This is a genomic window from Synechococcus sp. CCAP 1479/9 (genome assembly GCF_019038535.1).
GTDB lineage: Bacteria > Cyanobacteriota > Cyanobacteriia > PCC-6307 > Cyanobiaceae > Cyanobium.
The window spans coordinates 167,429-185,016 of record NZ_JAFKRK010000024.1 but is presented as its reverse complement, the minus strand read 5'-3'; the positions used below and the strand labels follow the sequence as shown (position 1 = coordinate 185,016).

16 protein-coding genes are annotated in these 17,588 nt (G+C 70.7%); 11 read left to right on the top strand and 5 right to left on the bottom strand.

The annotated features are described in order from the left end of the window. Positions 1-21: 21 nt before the first annotated feature. Both KUG38_RS10540 and coaD read right to left on the bottom strand, forming a co-directional pair. A complete protein-coding gene (locus KUG38_RS10540) occupies positions 22-969 on the bottom strand; it encodes a coiled-coil domain-containing protein (protein ID WP_216921149.1) in 948 nt (315 codons plus the stop codon). Continuing rightward, complete coding sequence (gene coaD / locus KUG38_RS10535; RefSeq protein ID WP_094584577.1) at positions 962-1,465, bottom strand: pantetheine-phosphate adenylyltransferase; 504 nt, start codon at positions 1,463-1,465, stop codon at positions 962-964. Before coaD ends, KUG38_RS10540 begins: the two co-directional genes overlap by 8 nt. 84 nt (positions 1,466-1,549) lie before the next feature. Here coaD and KUG38_RS10530 point away from each other — a divergent pair, with 84 nt between their 5' ends. The 6 genes from KUG38_RS10530 (at position 1,550) to KUG38_RS10505 (ending at position 6,306) form a co-directional block, all read left to right on the top strand. After that, entirely contained in the window at positions 1,550-2,041 is a 492-nt protein-coding gene (locus tag KUG38_RS10530; RefSeq protein ID WP_190609430.1) for a flavin reductase family protein, read from the top strand. Between the two features lie 9 nt (positions 2,042-2,050). Next, positions 2,051-4,063 carry an excinuclease ABC subunit UvrC gene (gene uvrC / locus KUG38_RS10525; protein ID WP_216921147.1) on the top strand — a complete coding sequence of 671 codons (2,013 nt, stop codon included), beginning with the start codon at positions 2,051-2,053 and terminating at the stop codon, positions 4,061-4,063. Then, entirely contained in the window at positions 4,060-4,374 is a 315-nt protein-coding gene (locus KUG38_RS10520) for a hypothetical protein (RefSeq protein WP_216921146.1), read from the top strand. The genes uvrC and KUG38_RS10520 overlap by 4 nt, the downstream gene beginning before the upstream one ends. Positions 4,375-4,458: 84 nt before the next feature. Beyond that, positions 4,459-5,088 carry a protoporphyrinogen oxidase HemJ gene (gene hemJ, locus KUG38_RS10515; protein ID WP_286195878.1) on the top strand — a complete coding sequence of 210 codons (630 nt, stop codon included), beginning with the start codon at positions 4,459-4,461 and terminating at the stop codon, positions 5,086-5,088. After that, on the top strand, positions 5,075-5,740 hold the full coding sequence (locus tag KUG38_RS10510; RefSeq protein ID WP_216921144.1) for a PHP domain-containing protein: 666 nt from the start codon (positions 5,075-5,077) through the stop codon (positions 5,738-5,740). Before hemJ ends, KUG38_RS10510 begins: the two co-directional genes overlap by 14 nt. Positions 5,741-5,769: 29 nt before the next feature. Next, the gene (locus KUG38_RS10505) at positions 5,770-6,306 is read left to right on the top strand and encodes a hypothetical protein (RefSeq protein WP_190609426.1); all 537 of its coding nucleotides are present in this window, start codon (positions 5,770-5,772) and stop codon (positions 6,304-6,306) included. A 24-nt stretch (positions 6,307-6,330) separates the two neighbouring features. Here KUG38_RS10505 and cobN read toward each other — a convergent pair whose 3' ends face one another. Continuing rightward, positions 6,331-10,092, bottom strand: a complete 3,762-nt coding sequence (gene cobN / locus KUG38_RS10500; protein ID WP_216921142.1) for a cobaltochelatase subunit CobN — start codon at positions 10,090-10,092, stop codon at positions 6,331-6,333. A 53-nt stretch (positions 10,093-10,145) separates the two neighbouring features. Here cobN and KUG38_RS10495 point away from each other — a divergent pair, with 53 nt between their 5' ends. Genes KUG38_RS10495 through KUG38_RS10485 form a run of 3 tightly spaced genes read left to right on the top strand, consistent with a single transcriptional unit; the run spans position 10,146 to position 15,061 of the window. Beyond that, entirely contained in the window at positions 10,146-11,063 is a 918-nt protein-coding gene (locus KUG38_RS10495) for a branched-chain amino acid transaminase (protein WP_094584571.1), read from the top strand. Further along, positions 11,063-14,737 carry a methionine synthase gene (gene metH / locus KUG38_RS10490; RefSeq protein WP_216921140.1) on the top strand — a complete coding sequence of 1,225 codons (3,675 nt, stop codon included), beginning with the start codon at positions 11,063-11,065 and terminating at the stop codon, positions 14,735-14,737. The genes KUG38_RS10495 and metH overlap by 1 nt, the downstream gene beginning before the upstream one ends. A gap of 51 nt (positions 14,738-14,788) precedes the next feature. After that, entirely contained in the window at positions 14,789-15,061 is a 273-nt protein-coding gene (locus tag KUG38_RS10485) for a small RNA NsiR4-regulated ssr1528 family protein (protein ID WP_094584569.1), read from the top strand. Between the two features lie 31 nt (positions 15,062-15,092). Here KUG38_RS10485 and KUG38_RS10480 read toward each other — a convergent pair whose 3' ends face one another. Then, positions 15,093-15,320, bottom strand: coding sequence for a DUF8667 family protein (locus tag KUG38_RS10480; RefSeq protein WP_015108208.1), 228 nt, complete (start codon positions 15,318-15,320; stop codon positions 15,093-15,095). A gap of 116 nt (positions 15,321-15,436) precedes the next feature. Between KUG38_RS10480 and KUG38_RS10475 the strand changes: the two genes are divergently transcribed. Next, entirely contained in the window at positions 15,437-15,823 is a 387-nt protein-coding gene (locus tag KUG38_RS10475) for a DUF2237 family protein (RefSeq protein WP_216921139.1), read from the top strand. A 22-nt stretch (positions 15,824-15,845) separates the two neighbouring features. On the opposite strand, the gene KUG38_RS10470 is transcribed toward KUG38_RS10475, so the two are convergent. After that, the gene (locus KUG38_RS10470; protein ID WP_216921138.1) at positions 15,846-16,574 is read right to left on the bottom strand and encodes an SDR family NAD(P)-dependent oxidoreductase; all 729 of its coding nucleotides are present in this window, start codon (positions 16,572-16,574) and stop codon (positions 15,846-15,848) included. A gap of 63 nt (positions 16,575-16,637) precedes the next feature. Here KUG38_RS10470 and KUG38_RS10465 point away from each other — a divergent pair, with 63 nt between their 5' ends. Beyond that, entirely contained in the window at positions 16,638-17,558 is a 921-nt protein-coding gene (locus KUG38_RS10465; RefSeq protein ID WP_216921137.1) for an NAD(P)H-dependent glycerol-3-phosphate dehydrogenase, read from the top strand. Positions 17,559-17,588 lie beyond the last annotated feature (30 nt).

The window sequence follows — 17,588 nt, the reverse complement described above, 5'->3', positions numbered from 1 at the left end:
GCCGGCTCTGAGGCGCCTGCCTCAGCTGGCCAGCCCCCGGCTGGCGGCACGACGCAGGCGACCGGCGGCCCGGCGGGCCCGGTCCACGGCGGCGTTCTCCAGGGGGATCGGGGCTTCGGGGGGGCGGCTGGTGGCCTGGGTTTCCTGGGCCTGCAGCCGCACCAGCTCCCTCCGGCCCCCGAGCACCACCTGGCTGAGCTCCTTGAGGCGCACCTCCAGTTCGCCCAGCACCTGCTCGGCGTAACGGTTGGCTCCCTCCTGGATGGTGGCCGCCTCCTGGCGGGTGCGGGCGATCAGGCCATCGCACTGCTGCTGGGTCTGCTGGCGGAACTGGAGCGCGTCGGCATGGAGACGCTCCGCCTCTGTCTGGCTTTCCCGCTGAACGCGCAGGCCTTCCTGGCGGATCCCTTCAAGATCCTGCAGGGCCTGGGCCCGGCTGCGCTCGTGCTGTTCCAGCAGCTGGCGGTTGCGCTCCGCAGCCTCCTGCTCCAGCTGCTGGCGCCGCTGCTGGGCCTCCTGCTCGAGCTGCTGCCGGCGGCCGGCGAACTGCTGCTCGAACTGGGCCATGCGGGCCTGGTGTTCCTGTTCGGTCTGGGCCACCTGCTGGCGGGCCTGCAGGACCATCTGCTCGCACTGCTGACGGGCGAGTTCCCGCTGTTCCGTCACCTGGCGCTCCGCCTCCTGGCGGATGGCGGCGGCGTTGATCAGCTGCTCGCGCTCTCGTCGCGCCTGGGTGACGATCTCCTCCGCCTGCACCCGGGCCTTTTCGATGAAGCCCTCCCGCTGCCGGATCAGGTCCTCGGCCTGGGAGATCTGGCCGGGCAGGGCCTCCCGCAGCGCATCCATCATCTCGATGGCGTCCTGCTCGTTCACCAGACGGCCGCCGCTGAAGGGGATCCGGCTGCCGTCGAGAACGATGTCCTCCAGCTGATCCAGCTGATCAAGGACGGTGAAACGGACCTCAGCCATATCGGGTTCCGGGAGCTGCCTGTCGATTAAAGAGCCTCTCCAGGTCGATCGCCACTCCCGGCGGGACCATGTGACCCACGTCCCCGCCGAAGCGGGCCACCTCCTTCACCACCGAGCTGCTGAGAAAGCTGTGGTGCGCTGCCGTGGCCATGAACAGGGTCTCGACCCGGGGGGCCAGGGTCCGGTTGGTGTGTGCGATCTGCAACTCGAACTCGAAGTCGCTCATCGCCCGCAGGCCCCGCAGGATCACCTGGGCGCCGCAGGCCTGGGCGTAGGTCACGGTGAGACCGTCGAAGTGGCCCACCTCGATGCCGGCGATCCCCTCGGTGGCCAGGCGGATCTGCTCCAGCCGCCGCTCCAGGGGGAAGGCGGGCTGCTTGGAGGGGTTCATCAGCACCGCCACCACGACCCCGTCGAAGAGGCCGGCCGCCCGCTCGATCAGGTCGAGGTGGCCCAGGGTGAGGGGGTCGAAACTGCCGGGATAGAGGGCTCGCATCTGCCCAGCCTATGGAGACGGGCCCATGGCAGGTTCCCCACCCGGGCGGGTTCCTAGAGTTCACCGATCCCTGCCGCCCACCCCATGACCGACGTTGCCCTGGACGCGGCCGCCAAGAAGACCCTGCTGCGCAAGATCCCCCACGGTGTGTTCATCTGCGGGGTGGCCGAGGGTGACGAGGTCAACGGCTTCACCGCCAGCTGGGTCACCCAGGGCTCCTTCGAGCCTCCCCTGGTGGTGATGGCGGTGCGCGCCGACTCCACCAGCAACGGCATGATCCAGCGCAGCGGGCGCTTCTGCCTGAACGTGCTGGCGGCCGATCAGAAGGACCTGGCGGCGGTGTTCTTTAAGCCCCAGAAAGGCGTGGGGGGACGGTTCGATGCCGCCCCGTTCCACCTGGGACCCCTCGGCCTGCCGGTGCTCGACGACGCCCTCGGGGCGGTGGAGTGCACCCTGGTGGGGCAGGTGGCCCACGGCGACCACACGGTCTTCGTGGGTGAGGTGAAGTCGGCGACCCTGCACCGCGACGCCGCCGCCCTGGAGCTGTCCGCCACGGGCTGGCAGTACGGCGGTTGAGGCCGGGCCATGGCTGAGCCGGTTGAGCCTCCTGGCGGCACTCCGGGCGGTGATGTCGTCGGGCCGCTCCTGCTCCAACGCGAGCGGCTGTCGGCCCGGCTGCGGGAACTGCCGGCGGAGCCGGGCTGCTACCTGATGCGGGATGCCAGCGACCGCATCCTCTACATCGGCAAGTCGAAGAGCCTGCGGGCCCGGGTGCGCAGCTACTTCCGCGACTCCCACGACATCAGCCCCCGCATCGCCCTGATGGTGCGGCAGGTCTGCGAGATCGAGTTCATCGTCACCGACAGCGAGGCCGAGGCGCTGGCGCTCGAGTCGAACCTGATCAAGAACCACCAGCCCCACTTCAACGTCCTGCTCAAGGACGACAAGAAGTACCCCTACCTCTGCATCACCTGGAGCGAGGCCTACCCGCGCATCTTCATCACCCGCCGCCGCCGGCTGCGCAGTCCCCTCGACCGCTTCTACGGGCCCTACGTGGATGTGGGCCTGCTGCGCCGCACCCTGGCCGTGGTCAAGCGGGTGTTTCCGCTACGCCAGCGTCCCCAGCCCCTCTACCGCGACCGCACCTGCCTCAACTTCGACATCGGCCGCTGTCCGGGGGTCTGCCAGGAGAAGATCGGCTCCGACGACTACCACCGCATCCTGCGCAAGGTGGCGATGGTGTTCCAGGGCCGCAACGACGAGCTCCTGGATCTGCTGCGGCAGCAGATGGAGCGCTACGCCGAGCGGCTCGATTTCGAGGCCGCCGCCAGGGTCCGCGACCAGCTGCAGGGCCTCGACCTGCTCACCGCCGACCAGAAGATGAGCCTGGGGGACAGCTCCGTCAGCCGGGATGTGATCGCCCTGGCGGCGGATGATCGCGTGGCGGCCGTTCAGATCTTCCAGATGCGTGCCGGCAAGCTGGTGGGGCGGCTGGGCTACACCGCCGATGCGGCCATCGCCACCCCGGCGGAGGTGCTGCAGCGGGTGATCGAGGAGCACTACAGCCAGGTGGAGCCGGTGGAGATTCCGCCGGAGCTGCTGCTGCAGCACCCCCTGCCGGCCCAGGATCTGATCGGTGACTGGCTGGCGGAGCGGCGGGGACGCAAGGTGCGACTGGCCGTGCCCCAGCGGCGCCAGAAAGCCGATCTGATCGAGTTGGTGGAGCGCAATGCCGGATTCGAGCTGGCCAGGGCCCAGCGGGGGGCGGAGCAGCAGTTGCTGGCCACCGAGGACCTGGCCCAGCTACTTGAGCTGCCGGTGCCCCCCCGGCGGATCGAGGGCTACGACATCAGCCACATCCAGGGCAGCGATGCGGTGGCCTCCCAGGTGGTGTTCATCGACGGCCTGCCGGCCAAGCAGCACTACCGCAAATACCGGATCCAGAGCAGCAGCATCCGCGCCGGCCATTCCGACGACTTCATGGCCATGGCGGAGATCATGCGGCGCCGTTTCCGCCGCTGGTCCCAGGCGAAGGCGGAGGGGGCCGATCTGGCCGCCCTGCGCCGCGCCGGCGCTTCGGCCCTGCACACCGATGGCCTCAGCGACTGGCCGGACGTGGTGATGATCGATGGCGGCAAGGGGCAGCTTTCGGCGGTGATGGAGGCCTTGCGGGAGCTGGATCTGCATGAGGAACTGACGGTGTGTTCCCTCGCCAAGCAGCGGGAGGAGGTGTTCCTGCCCGGCGCCCGCGAGCCCCTCGACACCGAGGCCGACCAGCTGGGGGTGGTGCTGCTGCGGCGGCTGCGGGATGAGGCCCACCGCTTCGCCGTGAGCTTCCACCGCCAGCAGCGGGGTGAGCGGATGAAGCGCTCCCGTCTCAGCGACATCGCCGGTCTGGGTCCGAAGCGGGTCAAGGACCTGCTGGCCCACTTCCGCTCCATCGACGCCATCCAGCTGGCCAGCCCCGAGCAGATCGCCGCCGTCCCCGGCATGGGGCCGGCCCTGGCCCGCCAGGTGTGGGACCACTTCCACCCCCCCATGGACACGGGCGACGCTGCCGAGGCCCGCCACGGGGAACCCCTGGAGCTGGCGGGATGAGGCCAGCCGTGCGGGCCTGGGGGGTGGGGGGTTGGGCTGGCCTGTTACTGGCCCTGCTGCTGGCGTTCGTCCCGGCGCCGGTGGCGGCGGCCCCGGGGCTCTGCGTCGGTCCGGTCTGCGGCGACGAGATCAGCCGCAGCGCCAAGCACCACTGGCAGCTGAGGCTCCGGGTCAGCGACCAGGAGAGCCGGCGGGAGCGGATCGTGGTGGATTGCCGCGATGGCGGCATCAGCCCGCGGCAGGGGCCGGTGGACCGGGCCTACAGCGCCGCCGTGGCCCGCCGCTGCTGCCGCCTGGTGGGGGAAGGCTGAGCCCAGCCCACCCGATGGCGATGAACCGCAGCACGGCGACTAACTTGGCGGTCCGTCGCCCATTGCCCTCCCCCGGGCCCTGACATGACGTTGCCGCTGTCCCTGCCCCTGACCCTGGCTGTGACCCTGCCCCCAGAGGCCTACCTCTGGTTCAAGACCCTCCACATCGTCGGGGTCGTGGTCTGGTTCGCCGGCCTGTTCTATCTGGTGCGCCTGTTCATCTACCACCGGGAGGCCGCCGAGCTGGAGCCGCCTCTGCGCCAGGCCTTCGAGGAGCAGTACGGCCTGATGGAGCGGCGCCTGGCCAACATCATCACCACCCCCGGCATGGTGGTGGCCGTGGCGATGGCGGTGGGCCTGCTGCTGGTGGAGCCCCTCTGGCTGAAGCAGGCCTGGATGCACGCCAAGCTGGCCGTCGTGGCGGGCCTGCTCGTCTACCACCACCTCTGCTACCGGCTGATGGGCCAGCTGCAGCGCGGCGAGTGCAATTGGAGCGGCCGCCAGCTGCGGGCCCTCAACGAACTGCCCACCCTGATGCTGGTGCTGGTGGTGATGCTGGTGGTCTTCAAGAACCAGTTCCCCACCGGTGCCGCCACCTGGTTCCTGGTGGCCCTGGTGGTGTTCATGGCCGGCTCGATCCAGTTCTATGCCCGCTGGCGGCGGCTGCGCGCCGAACGGCTGGCCCAGCAGGAGAGCGGCGGTGCTGCGGCCTGAGGCTCTCGCCCATCCCCTCACCCCGGTGCTGCGCCAGGTGCGCGCCGACAGCTGCCCGGAGCGGTTCAACTTCCACTGTCACACGATCTGCAGCGACGGCAGCCTCCACCCCCATGATCTGGCGGCCGAGGCCGTGGCCATCGGCCTGGAGCACCTGGCCGTCACCGACCACCACGGCCTCGCCGCCCATGGCGCCATCAGCGCCGCCCTGGACGACCACCGCCGGCGGGGGGCGGCCACCCCGACCCTCTGGCGCGGGGTGGAGATCAGCTGTCTGCTGGAGGGCTGCCTGGTCCACGTGCTTGGCCTGGGCTTCGCCGCGAAGCACCCCTCCCTCCACCCCTACCTGCAGGGCACCTCAGTGGTGGGGCCGGCCCTGCGGGCCGAGGCGGTGGTGGCGGCGATCCGCGCGGCCGGGGGCCTGGCGCTGCTGGCCCACCCCGCCCGCTACCGGCTGCCCCACCAGCGCCTGATCGCGGCGGCGGCGGATCTGGGCTTCGACGGCGCCGAGGTCTGGTACGACTACGCCATGCAGACCCGCTGGCAGCCCACGCCGCTGGTGTGCGAGGCGATGGCCGCCGATCTGGAGCGCCGGGGCCTTCTGATGAGTTGTGGTACGGATACCCATGGGCTGGTGCTCCGCGGCCGCTAGGGTTTGCTGACACGTTTCTCCTTGCGTCGATGGGCCTGCTCGATCGTCTGTTCGGTTCCCGTGCCGCCTCGGTGACCAAGCCTGAGGCTGCCGCCAAGGCCAAACCCAAGGCCGAGACCTTCTTCCTTGATCCCGAGGCCTCCACCAGCCTGGGCGATGTCAAGTTCATGAAGCGGTCCAACACGATCCGCCACACCTTCCCCGGAAACGCCGACAGCCCGGGAGAGAAGGAGATGGTGGCGGAAGTCGCCTCGATGGAGGCCCGGGTCGAGAAGATGACCCCCGGTCTGGCCGGCATCCAGCCCACCGAGAAGGGCGCGGTCAACCTCACCGGCGGCATCCCCAAGCCCGTCAAGAAAACCTTCGCTCAGCAGATGAGCGCCGCCGAACTGGGGCAACGCATCAAGGGCGCGGCCGTGACCCCCACCAACCTGCCCGGAGGTCCGGCGGCCGCCAAGCAGCAGAAGGAGGCCGAGGCCCAGGCCCAGCCGGCCAGCTCCCAGCAGGCGGCCAAGCCCGGCACCACTGATCCCTTCCGCTCCATGGTGAGGGATCTGGAACTCTGATCCCGCTGGCGCCGGGAGCCTGGTTCAGCGCTGCTCCACCAGGCTCTCGCTCTCCAGCACCAGCTGCCGCAGCCACTCCAGCCGCTCCGGATCGGCCCCGTCCCAGAGGCCGCGGTGGTGCGCCTCCAAGAGGCGTTCGGCCATGTCCCGCAGGGCCCAGGGGTTGGCGCGGCCCAGAAACTCCCGCACGGCCCCGTCCTCCAGCCAGGCGGCGCTGATGGCGCCGTAGCCCCAGTCGGGGACGCGCCCGGTGCTGGCGTCGTAGGCGAACAGGTAATCGAGGCTGGCGGCCATCTCGAAGCCGCCTTTGTAGCCGTGCTCCTGCATGGCGGCGATCCAGCGGGGATTGAGCAGCCGGGAGCGCAGCACCTTGTCGAACTCGCGCTCGAGCCGGTGCAGCCGGGGCCGCTGGCTGCGGGAGTGGTCGCCGAACCAGAGGGCCGGGGCCCGTCCCTGGAGCTTTTCAGCGGCGGCGCTCAGACCCCCCTGGAACTGGTAGTAGTCATCGGAATCGAGCAGGTCGTGCTCCCGGTTGTCCTGGTTGTGCAGCACCACCTGCACCTGGGCCAGGCGCCGTTCCAGCCCGGCCCGATCCGCCGTGGCCTCGATGGCGCCGCCACTGGCGGCATCGCCGGAATCGCCGTCGTAGCGCCAGGCGCTCCAGTTAAGGAAGGCGTCGCCCAGGTCGCCGCGCTCCTCCCAGTGGCCACTGTCGATCAGGCCCTGGAGGCCGGCCCCGTAGGCACCGGGCGCTGAGCCGTAGATGCGCCCCCCGTGGCCCTCAAGCCGGGCCGAGGCCGCCAGGGGATTGTCCTGGGGGTCCTCCTCGAGGCCGGCCACCAGGCGGGTGGCCCGGTTGAACCAGCCCACCAGCTGGGGGAAGGCATCGCGGAACAGCCCGGAGATGCGCAGGGTCACGTCCACCCGCGGCCGGCCGAGCAGGCGCAGGGGAATCACCTCCACATCCACCAGCCGGCGGGTGTGGCCGTCCCAGACGGGTCGCACACCCATCAGGGCCAGGGCCTGGCCGATGTCCTCGCCGCCGTTGCGCATGGTGGCGGTCCCCCACACCGAAAGGGCCAGGGTGCGCAGGTCGTCGCCCTCCTCCTGGAGATGGAGCTGCAGCAGCAGCTCGGCGCTGCGCCTTCCCAGGTCCCAGGCGGCCTCCGTCGGCAGGCCGCGCAGGTCGACGCTGTAGAAGTTGCGCCCCGTCGGCAGCAGATCCGGCCGACCGCGGGTGGGCGCCCCCGAGGGCCCGGCGGCGATGCGGCCGCCGGCCAGGCCGGTGAGCAGGGCCTGGCGCTCGGCCTCGCCGCAGGCCAGCAGCGGCGGCAGCAGGGCGCGGCGCAGATGCCCCAGCGCCCGTTCGGTGGCCGCCCCCGGCACCACGGGCGTCTCCGGCGTCACCGCTGAACTCCCGGGGGCTCCGCCCAGCGCCTCCTCCACCAGAGCCAGGGCGCGGGTCTCCAGCAGGGCCACCCCGTCCCCGACGTGTCGCAGCAGGGGACCGCCCTGCCTGAGGGCAGTGAGCCGGCCGCGGTCGGCGGCGGAGAGGGGGGCCTCCTCCGGATCGGACCAGGGGTCGAGGTCGAGGCCCAGATCGAGGGCGAGGGCCTGGGTGAGCCCGGGCACCCCCGCCTGGGGAGGGCGGGCCAGGCACAGCAGCAGCTCGGCCAGCTTGGCCGGCGCCGGCAGGGTGCCGAAAGTGTGCAGCCCAAGGCGGATCTGGGCCTCCTTGAGCTCGCACAGGTAGCCGTCAGCGGCTTCCAGCTGCCCGTCCAGATCCGGCTGGACCGTGGCGGGCAGCTGCAGCTCCTCCAGCCGCTGGCCCAGGCGTTCCCGCAGCAGAGGCGCCCGGGCGCTGCCCAGTTGGCGCGCCTCCCAGTACTCATCCAGCAGGGCCTCCAGGCCCTGCAGATCCCCATGCAGCCCGGCCCGTCCCAGGGGAGGGGTCAGGTGGTCGAGGATCACGGCCTGGGCGCGGCGCTTGGCCTGGCTGCCCTCGCCCGGGTCGTTGACAATGAACGGATAGAGGTGCGGTAGTGGCCCCAGGGCCCATTCGGGGAAGCAGTCCTGCGAGAGCCCCAGCCCCTTGCCCGGCAGCCATTCGAGATTGCCGTGCTTGCCCACATGCACCACCACCTGGGCGCCGAAGCTGCGGCGCAGCCAGAGGTACTGGGCCAGGTAGGCGTGGGTGGGGGGCAGATCGGGACTGTGGTAACTGAGGTTGGGATCCCGGTCGTAGCCGCGTTCCGGCTGGATCAGCACGACCACCCGGCCGAAGCGCAGTCCCCGCACCGGGAATGCCGGTCCTGGGCCCCCGTCCGGCAGCAGCGCCGGCTCCAGTCCCGCGTCGGCCTCCGGTGGCCCCCAGACCGCCTCCAGCCGCTGGCGGCCCTCCTGCGGCAGGGTGGCGTACCAGGCCCGGTAGGTCGACAGGGGCAGGTGGTCCAGGGGCGGGCGATGGCCGCTTTCCGGGTCGTTGCTGCGGCCCTCCAGCAGCCGGTGGATGAGGGCGTCGCCATCGGCCGGCAGCGCAGCGGCTGCCCCCAGGTCGTAGCCCGCCTCCGCCAGCCAGCCGAGCATCAGGGCAGCACTGGCCGGGGTGTCGAGGCCGACGCCGTTGGCCAGGCGACTGTTGCGGTTGGGGTAGTTGGCCAGCACCAGGGCCACCCGGCGACCGGCAGCCGGGGTGCGGCGCAGCTCGATCCAGGCGCCGGTGAGGCGGGCGACCCAGTCGAGGCGCTCCCGGTCGGGCACATAGCGGTGCAGGGCCGTGGCCAGGCTGTCGCTGGTGGCACACCATTCCTTGAAGGCCCCCACCCGGGTGGTGAGGCGCCCGTCCAGTTCCGGCAGGGCCACCTGGAGGCTGAGATCCAGGGGCGCCAGGCCGATGCTGCTGGCGCGCCAGGCTTCGCGGCTGCGGCCGCTGCAGAGCACCTGCAGCACCGGCACCCCCAGCCGTTCCCACAGGGGCGCCCCCAGCCCCGCCTCCTCGAACGACACCGAGGCGAAGCCCGTACCGCAGAGCACGGCCTCCGCCCCTTCCCGGGCCAGCAGATCGGCCACCCCCCGCTGCACGGCCCCATCCCGCAGGCTGCTGACCCACAGGGCCCGCGGCGCCAGACCCTGGCCGCGCAGGGCCGCCAGCAGTGCCTCCATCAGGGCCAGATCCCCCGCCTGCCAGAGGGCCCGGTAGAGGATCACCCCGACCCGGGAGCCGGGCTCGTCCCGCCAGTCATGGGGGAGGGGATCGGCGGCCGGAACGGGCCACGGCGGTTCGGGACGCTCCCCGGCCAGGAGGCTGGCCAGGGTCCGCAGCAGCAGGCGCAGGTTGGCCGGGCCCCCCTCCCGCAGGCAGGCCGCGCAGGCCGACGCCAGGGGCCCATCGAGGTTGCCGAGGCAGGCCAGGGCCTGTTCCTCCTCGGCGGTGCCGGCCAGCACCAGCAGCAGGCGGCCCTCCGCGGCGGCGACCCACTGCCGCAGGCACTCCAGGCCGTAGCTCCAGTGACCGCGTCCCCCCAGCAGCCGCACCACCACCAGCCGGGTGCTGGCGAGGCTGGTGGCCATGTAGTGGTCAATCACCGCCGGGTGCTGCAGGGCCGAGAGGTTGAGGGCCCGGAGCTCCCCGGGCAGCAGTTCCGGCTCGGCCTCGAGCAGCTGGGCCACCGCCAGCAGATCCGTGTCGGCGCTGCTGAGCAGCACCACCGGGGCCGGTGGCTGCTCCACGAAGAGGCCGCCGTCGTCCTCCGTCCTGTCCCCGGCGATGGACGCGAGTCGATGCATCACCCCATCCTGCCGAACGCGATGAGAAGATCGCATCGTCGCCACCGCCTTCCATGCACCAGTTCCTGCCCTATGCCTGGTTCGGCGGACAATGCGTCCCCTTTGCCGAGGCCACCCTCTCGGTGGCCACCCATGCGCTGCATTACGGCACGGGCGCCTTCGGCGGCATGCGGGCCCTCCCCAACCCCGCCGACAACAACGAGATCCTGCTGTTCCGTGCCGATCGCCATGCCCGTCGCCTCAGCCAGAGCGCCCGGCTGCTGCTGACGGAACTGCCGGAGGAGACGATCCATAACGCCATCCATGCCTTTCTGCAGGCCAACCGGCCCACCTGCCCGATCTACCTGCGGCCGTTCGTCTACACCAGCGATCTCGGCATCGCCCCGCGGCTGCACAACATCCAGACCGACTTCCTCATCTACGGGATCGAGATGGGCGACTATCTCTCCCCCGAGGGTGTCAGCTGCCGGATCAGCAGCTGGTGTCGCCAGGAGGACCGCTCCCTGCCCCTGCGGGGCAAGATCAGCGGCGCCTACATCACCAGTTCCCTGGCCAAGACGGAAGCCGTCAAGAGCGGCTTCGATGAGGCCCTGCTGCTCAACAGCCGCGGCAAGGTGAGCGAGGCCAGCGGCATGAACCTGTTCATCGTCCGGGACGGCGTGCTGATCACCCCCGGCGTCGATCAGGACATCCTCGAAGGCATCACCCGGGCCAGCATCATGGAGCTGGCCCGCTCGATGGACATCCCCGTGCTCGAGCGGGCCGTCGACAAGACCGAACTGATGATCGCCGACGAGGTGTTCCTCAGCGGCACCGCCGCCCGCGTCACCCCGGTGCGGCGGATCGAATCCACCGACCTCTCCAGCCACCGCCCCGTCATGGAGCGTCTGCGCGACCGCCTCACGGCGATCACGGAGGGCCGCGATCCCTCCTATGACCACTGGGTCACCCGCATCCGCATCGACGCCTGATGGTCGTCACCGCCGCCATCCACCACCCCACCGACCGCATCGGCTTCCTCGACTGGCTGCACGGTCCGACCCGGCCGGTGCTCGTCTTCGACGGCGCCACGGGCACCTCCCTGCAGGAGATGAACCTGACGGCGGAGGATTTCGGTGGCCCGGCCCTCGAGGGCTGCAACGAGAACCTGGTGTTCACCCGGCCGGATGCGGTGCAGGCGGTGCACCGCCAGTTTCTGGAGGTGGGTTGCGACGTCATCGAGACGGACACCTTCGGGGCCGCCTCGATCGTGCTGGCCGAGTACGGACTGGAGGACCAGGCCTTCGCCATCAACCGCCGGGCCGCCGAACTGGCCCGGGAGATGGCCGCCGCCTACAGCACCCCCGACAAGCCCCGGTTCGTGGCCGGCTCGATGGGGCCCACCACCAAACTGCCCACCCTCGGCCACATCGACTTCGACACGATGAAGGCCTCGTTCCGGGAGCAGGCCGCCGGCCTGATCGCCGGTGACGTCGACCTGTTCATCGTCGAGACCTGCCAGGACGTGCTGCAGATCAAGGCGGCCCTGCAGGGGATCGAGGAGGCCTTCGCCGCCGCCGGAGAGCGGCGACCGCTGATGGTCTCGGTGACCATGGAAACCACCGGCACCATGCTGGTCGGCTCCGACATCGCGGCCGTGGTGGCGATCCTGGAGCCCTTCCCGATCGACGTGCTCGGCCTCAACTGCGCCACCGGTCCGGAGCAGATGAAGGAGCACATCCGCTATCTGAGCCAGCACAGTCCCTTCGTGGTGAGCTGCATCCCCAACGCGGGGCTGCCGGAGAACATCGGCGGCGTGGCCCACTACCGGCTCACCCCCACCGAGATGCGGATGCAGCTGATGCACTTCGTCGAGGATCTCGGGGTCCAGGTGATCGGTGGCTGTTGCGGCACCACCCCCGCCCATATCGGCGCCCTGGCGGATCTCGCCGCCGGCCTGAAGCCCGCCCCCCGCGAGGTGCGGCAGCCCCGGCAGCGCCTGGAAAGGCCGCCGCTCCACTACGAGCCGGCGGTGGCCTCGATCTATGGCGTCACCCCCTACTTCCAGGACAACTCCTTCCTGATCATCGGCGAGCGGCTCAATGCCAGCGGCTCGAAGAAGGTGCGCGAGCTGCTCAACGCCGAGGACTGGGATGGCCTGGTGGCGGTGGCCCGCGGCCAGGTGAAGGAGAACGCCCATGTGCTCGATGTGAACGTCGACTACGTGGGGCGCGATGGGGTGAAGGACATGCACGATCTGGTGAGCCGTCTGGTCACCAACGTGAACCTGCCGCTGATGCTCGATTCCACCGAGTGGCAGAAGATGGAGGCCGGCCTCAAGGTGGCCGGAGGCAAATGCATCCTCAATTCCACCAACTACGAGGACGGCGACGAGCGCTTCTTCAAGGTGCTCGAACTGGCCCGTGACTACGGCGCCGGCGTGGTGGTGGGAACGATCGACGAGGAGGGCATGGCCCGCACCGCCGAGCGCAAGTTCGCCATCGCCCAGCGGGCCTACCGGGATGCGCTCGAGTTCGGCCTGCCGGCCCACGAGATCTTCTACGACCCGCTCGCCCTGCCCATCTCCACCGGCATCGAGGAGGACCGGGCCAATGCGGCGGCCACGCTCGAGGCCATCCGCCGCATCCGCCAGGATCTTCCCGGCGTGCATGTGGTGCTGGGGGTCAGCAACGTCAGCTTCGGGCTGTCGCCGGCCGCCCGCATCGTGCTGAATTCGGTGTTCCTGCACGACTGCTGCGCCGCCGGCATGGATGCGGCGATCGTCAGCCCGGCGAAGATCCTGCCCCTGGCGAAGATCAGCGAGGAGCATCAGCTGATCTGCCGCGACCTGATCCACGACCGGCGGCGCTTCGAGGACGGCATCTGTGTCCACGATCCCCTCACCCTGCTGACCACCGAGTTCGAGGGTGTCAGCGCCAAGGAGGCCAGGGCTTCCGGGCCGTCGCTGGCCGATCTGCCCCTGGAGGAGCGGCTCAAGCAACACATCATCGACGGCGAGCGCATCGGCCTGGAGGCCGCCCTGCAGGAGGCCCTGGCGGAGCATCCACCGCTGAAGATCATCAACACCTTCCTGCTGGATGGCATGAAGGTGGTGGGTGAACTGTTCGGCTCCGGGCAGATGCAGCTGCCCTTCGTGCTGCAGAGCGCCGAAACGATGAAGGCGGCCGTTGCCTTTCTCGAGCCGCACATGGAGCGCAAGGAAGGTGAATCCAGCAGCAAGGGCAAGTTCCTGATCGCCACCGTCAAGGGCGACGTTCACGACATCGGCAAAAACCTGGTGGACATCATCCTCACCAACAATGGCTATGAGGTGGTGAATCTGGGCATCAAGCAGAGCGTCGACGCGATTGTCGAGGCCCAGCGCCAGCATGGGGCCGACTGCATCGCCATGAGCGGCCTGCTGGTGAAATCCACCGCCTTCATGAAGGACAACCTCGAAACCTTCAACGACGTCGGCATCTCCGTTCCGGTCATTCTTGGCGGGGCGGCGCTGACACCGCGTTTCGTCAACGGCGACTGCCGAGCGGCCTACCGGGGCCAGGTGATCTACGGCCGGGACGCCTTCGCCGACCTGCGCTTCATGGACGCCCTGATGGACGCCAAGGCGGCCGGCCGCTGGGACGACCTCCAGGGTTTCCTCGATGGCGCTCCCGAGGGCCTGGGGCTGGGTGAGCCCACGTCCGCGGCGGCCGCCGATTCGTGCGAGGTGGCCGCCGAGCCTGGGGAGACTCCGGCACCGGTCGAGCCTGTGCCGACCGGCAGCGAGGAGCGCTCCGCGGCGGTGCCCGCCGAGCCGGCCATCGCGCCCCCCTTCTGGGGCACCCGGGTGCTCACCGAGACGGAGATCGATCTCGACGAAGTCTTCGCTTACCTGGATCGCAACGCCCTCTTCGCCGGCCAGTGGCAGCTGCGCAAGACCCAGCAGCAGAGCCGGGAGGCCTACGAGGCCATGCTCGCCGAGAAGGCGGAGCCGGTGCTGCAGGAGTGGCTGGGGCGCTGCCGCCAGGAGGGTCTGCTCACCCCCCGGGTGGCCTACGGCTACTTCCCCTGTGGCCGGGCTGGGAATGCCCTGGTGGTGTTCGATCCCGCAGCGATGGCCGATGGGGCAGGGCCCGCCAGCGGTGGCGGCGAGCTGGGGCGCTTTGCCCTGCCGCGCCAGCGCGGCGGCAACCGCTACTGCATCGCCGACTTCTACCGCGACTTGGAGACGGGCCCGGACGGTGCCCTGAGGCCGAACGACGTGCTGCCCATGCAGGCGGTCACCATGGGCGAGGTGGCCACCAGCTTCGCCCAGGAGCTCTTCCGGGCCGACCGCTACAGCGACTATCTCTATTTCCATGGCCTTGCGGTCCAGATGGCCGAGGCCCTGGCCGAATGGACCCATGCCCGCGTCCGCCGGGAGATGGGATTCGCCGCCGACGAGCCCACGGCCCTCCGGGACGTGCTGGCCCAGCGCTACCGGGGCAGCCGCTACTCCTTCGGCTACCCCGCCTGCCCCAATGTGGCCGACTCCCGCCAGCAGCTCGCCTGGCTGGGGACCGACCGCATCGGCCTGACGATGGACGAGAGCGACCAGCTGGAGCCGGAGCAGAGCACCACCGCCCTGGTGGCCCTGCACAGCCAGGCCAGGTACTTCAGCGCCTGAGGCCGGCCCCCCGGCCATGGCAGGCTTTGCTCTCCCTTCGCATCCCTGGCCATGGCCATCGCAGGACCCGGCGGCGTTGATGACGCCATTGCCGCGGGCGTGGATCTGGACGGCAGCCCGATCCCGGCCGCCATGCTCGCCCTCTACGGCGAAGTGATGGAACTGGAGAGCCGCCGGGCCCGCAGCGGGGTGAAGAAGTCGATGCGCAACCGCATCGTCCGCACCGGAGCCAAGCATCTCGATCGGCTCACCCTCGACCAGCGCCTGCGGGAAGCCGGCTGGGAGGGCCTCAAGGACAAGGAGATCGCCTTCTTCTACGGCTGAGCCCGCCCGACGGGCCCAGCGCCGGAGGGGCTCAGCTGCAGAGCTCCTCCAGGCTGTCGATCACGTCCTGCTGGAAGGCATCGAGGGCGTCGGAGTCGCTCAGGTCGATCCCCTCACCGGCGGCGTTCTGGGTGAGCTCCTGGAAGTGGAAGGCACCCTCGCCATGGGCCAGAAACTCCATGGCGGAGGGCTCACCGCTTTCCTTGTAGGCGTCGCAGAGGGCCAGGAAGGCCGCATCCTCGGTGAAATCCCAGCTCATGAAGGGGGTCGTGCTGAAAGACCTTTAACCCCTCTCCCCCGGAATTCGTCAACCTCCTGGGGGCAATTTGTGCCAGTCCTCCGTCAGACTCTCCCCGTTCCTGCACCGCTCCGGCCTTGGTCGCCTCCCCCCTGCAGCCCCCTGCCGAAAGCCGCAATGTGCTGGGAGAACCACTGCAGGAGTGTGGGTGTGCGCCGCTCACCGGTTGGTTCAGGGATGGCTACTGCCATGCCGATCCCGGTGATTTCGGCCGCCACACGGTCTGCTGCGTGGTGAACGAGTCGTTTCTGACCTACAGCCGCGCCCAGGGCAACGACCTGTCGACACCGATGCCCGCCTACAACTTCCCCGGCCTCCGCGCCGGGGACCATTGGTGCGTCTGCGCCGCCCGCTGGCTGGAGGCCTACGAGGACGGCATGGCCCCGCCGGTGCGGCTAGAGAGCTCCGCCTTCTCCACCCTCGAGGTGATCCCCCTGGAGGTCCTGCGCAGCCACGCGGCCTGAGCGGCGCCCTGCATCCCGGGACTCACCAGGGCACCGGCCGGCCGTCCCAGGCGAGGAAGGCGCCGCTGCCGGCGGCCGTCTGGCCCTCCAGCACATCGAGCAGGTGGCCGGCCGCCCGCTCCGGGCTGAACAGGGCCGTGGGCGGCACGGAGCGGCCGAAGGGGGCCGAGAGCGGGGTGGCGGTGGTGCCGGGATGGAGCAGGGTGACGCAGGCCTGGGGGAGCCGGCGCTGCCACTCGATCGCCAGGGTGCGCAGCAGCTGGTTCTGGGCCGCCTTGGCGGCCCGGTAGGCGTACCAGCCGCCGAGGCGGTTGTCGCCGATGCTGCCCACCCGGGCCGAAAGGCTGGCGAAATGCACCGGGCGGTCCCTGGGCAGGGCGGCTTCGATCGCCTGGGCCAGCAGCAGGGGGCCGAAGGCGTTGACGGCAAAGCTGCGCTCGAGAGCCTGGCGGGTCACCTGGGAGAGGCGCTTCTCCGGCTGCAGGGGGCCGTCGTGCAGCAGCCCGGCGGTGTTGATGACGATCCGGAGGGGCACGAGCTCACCGGCGGCACGGGCAGCCAGGGCGGCCAGGCTCGCGTCATCGGCGAGATCGAGCGGGATCTCTGCCCCACGGCGGCCGGCGGTGCGGATCCGCAGCCCAGGCGCCCGCCGGGCCAGCTCGGCCGCCAGCGCCCGGCCGATGCCCCCCGGGCCCACGATCAGGGCCTGACCGTCCCAGTGCTGCCAGTAGGGGTTGATGGCGGTCGACATGGCGGACACGGGGATGGCGCATGATGGCGGTTCCTTCCGGGGAACCGCCCCGCGCGTCGGTCCATGAGTCTGCGCATCACCGTGCTGGGTCGGGGTGCCTGGGGCGGCACGTTGCTGCGGCTCTGGGAGCGCCAGGGTCACCATCTGCGCAGCTGGTCGCGGCGGGATGGGGGAGACCCGGCGGCCGTGCTGCAGGACTGCGACCTGGTGGTGGTGGCCGTGTCGATGGTGGGAGTCGCCGCCCTGGGCCTGGGCCTGCGGGGGCGCTGGCCGGAGGGCCTGCCGCTGCTCAGCTGCAGCAAGGGCATCGACCTCGACAGTCTCTGCACCGCCAGTCAGCTCTGGCGGCGCCACCTGCCGGCGGTGCCGCTGGCGGTGCTGAGCGGTCCGAATCTGGCGGAGGAACTCGAGCGGGGACTGCCGGCGGCCAGTGTGCTCAGCAGCGACGACCCCGCGCTGGCCCGCCGGCTGCAGGAGCAGCTGCGGACCCCACACCTGCGGCTGTACACGAATGCCGACCCCATCGGCACCGAGGCGGCCGGGGCCCTCAAGAACGTCATCGCCCTGGCGGCCGGCATCAGTGACGGCCTGGGCCTGGGGGCGAATGCCAAGGCCTCGCTGCTGTGCCGGGGCCTGGCGGAGATCGCCGTCGTGCTCCAGGCCCTCGGCGGCCAGTCGACCACCCTCTACGGCCTGGCCGGCCTGGGGGACCTGCTGGCCACGGCGAACAGCAGCCTCAGCCGCAACTACCGCTTCGGCAGCCTGCTGGCCGAGGGTTGTGACGAAGCCACCGCCCTCGGCCGGATCGGCGCCACCGTGGAGGGGCCCCGCACCGCCCGCGCCACCCTGGCCCTGGCCGAGAGGGAGGGCTGGCAACTGCCGATCTGCGGCCAGGTGGTGCGCCTGCTGGCGGGCGAGCTGGAGGCCCGGCAGGCGGTGCAGGAGCTGATGCAGCGCGACCTGCGGGCCGAAGCGGCGCCCTGAGCCGAGACGGCTGTCCCGGTGTGCCGCCGC

What these genes read in the sequence shown, in the direction of transcription:
- KUG38_RS10540 (WP_216921149.1), bottom strand. Translation starts at nt 969, where the DNA reads ATGGCTGAGGTCCGTTTCACCGTCCTTGATCAGCTGGATCAGCTGGAG.
- coaD (WP_094584577.1), bottom strand. Translation starts at nt 1,465, where the DNA reads ATGCGAGCCCTCTATCCCGGCAGTTTCGACCCCCTCACCCTGGGCCAC.
- KUG38_RS10530 (WP_190609430.1), top strand. Translation starts at nt 1,550, where the DNA reads ATGACCGACGTTGCCCTGGACGCGGCCGCCAAGAAGACCCTGCTGCGC.
- uvrC (WP_216921147.1), top strand. Translation starts at nt 2,051, where the DNA reads ATGGCTGAGCCGGTTGAGCCTCCTGGCGGCACTCCGGGCGGTGATGTC.
- KUG38_RS10520 (WP_216921146.1), top strand. Translation starts at nt 4,060, where the DNA reads ATGAGGCCAGCCGTGCGGGCCTGGGGGGTGGGGGGTTGGGCTGGCCTG.
- hemJ (WP_286195878.1), top strand. Translation starts at nt 4,459, where the DNA reads ATGACGTTGCCGCTGTCCCTGCCCCTGACCCTGGCTGTGACCCTGCCC.
- KUG38_RS10505 (WP_190609426.1), top strand. Translation starts at nt 5,770, where the DNA reads ATGGGCCTGCTCGATCGTCTGTTCGGTTCCCGTGCCGCCTCGGTGACC.
- cobN (WP_216921142.1), bottom strand. Translation starts at nt 10,092, where the DNA reads ATGCATCGACTCGCGTCCATCGCCGGGGACAGGACGGAGGACGACGGC.
- KUG38_RS10495 (WP_094584571.1), top strand. Translation starts at nt 10,146, where the DNA reads ATGCACCAGTTCCTGCCCTATGCCTGGTTCGGCGGACAATGCGTCCCC.
- metH (WP_216921140.1), top strand. Translation starts at nt 11,063, where the DNA reads ATGGTCGTCACCGCCGCCATCCACCACCCCACCGACCGCATCGGCTTC.
- KUG38_RS10485 (WP_094584569.1), top strand. Translation starts at nt 14,789, where the DNA reads ATGGCCATCGCAGGACCCGGCGGCGTTGATGACGCCATTGCCGCGGGC.
- KUG38_RS10480 (WP_015108208.1), bottom strand. Translation starts at nt 15,320, where the DNA reads ATGAGCTGGGATTTCACCGAGGATGCGGCCTTCCTGGCCCTCTGCGAC.
- KUG38_RS10470 (WP_216921138.1), bottom strand. Translation starts at nt 16,574, where the DNA reads ATGTCGACCGCCATCAACCCCTACTGGCAGCACTGGGACGGTCAGGCC.
- KUG38_RS10465 (WP_216921137.1), top strand. Translation starts at nt 16,638, where the DNA reads ATGAGTCTGCGCATCACCGTGCTGGGTCGGGGTGCCTGGGGCGGCACG.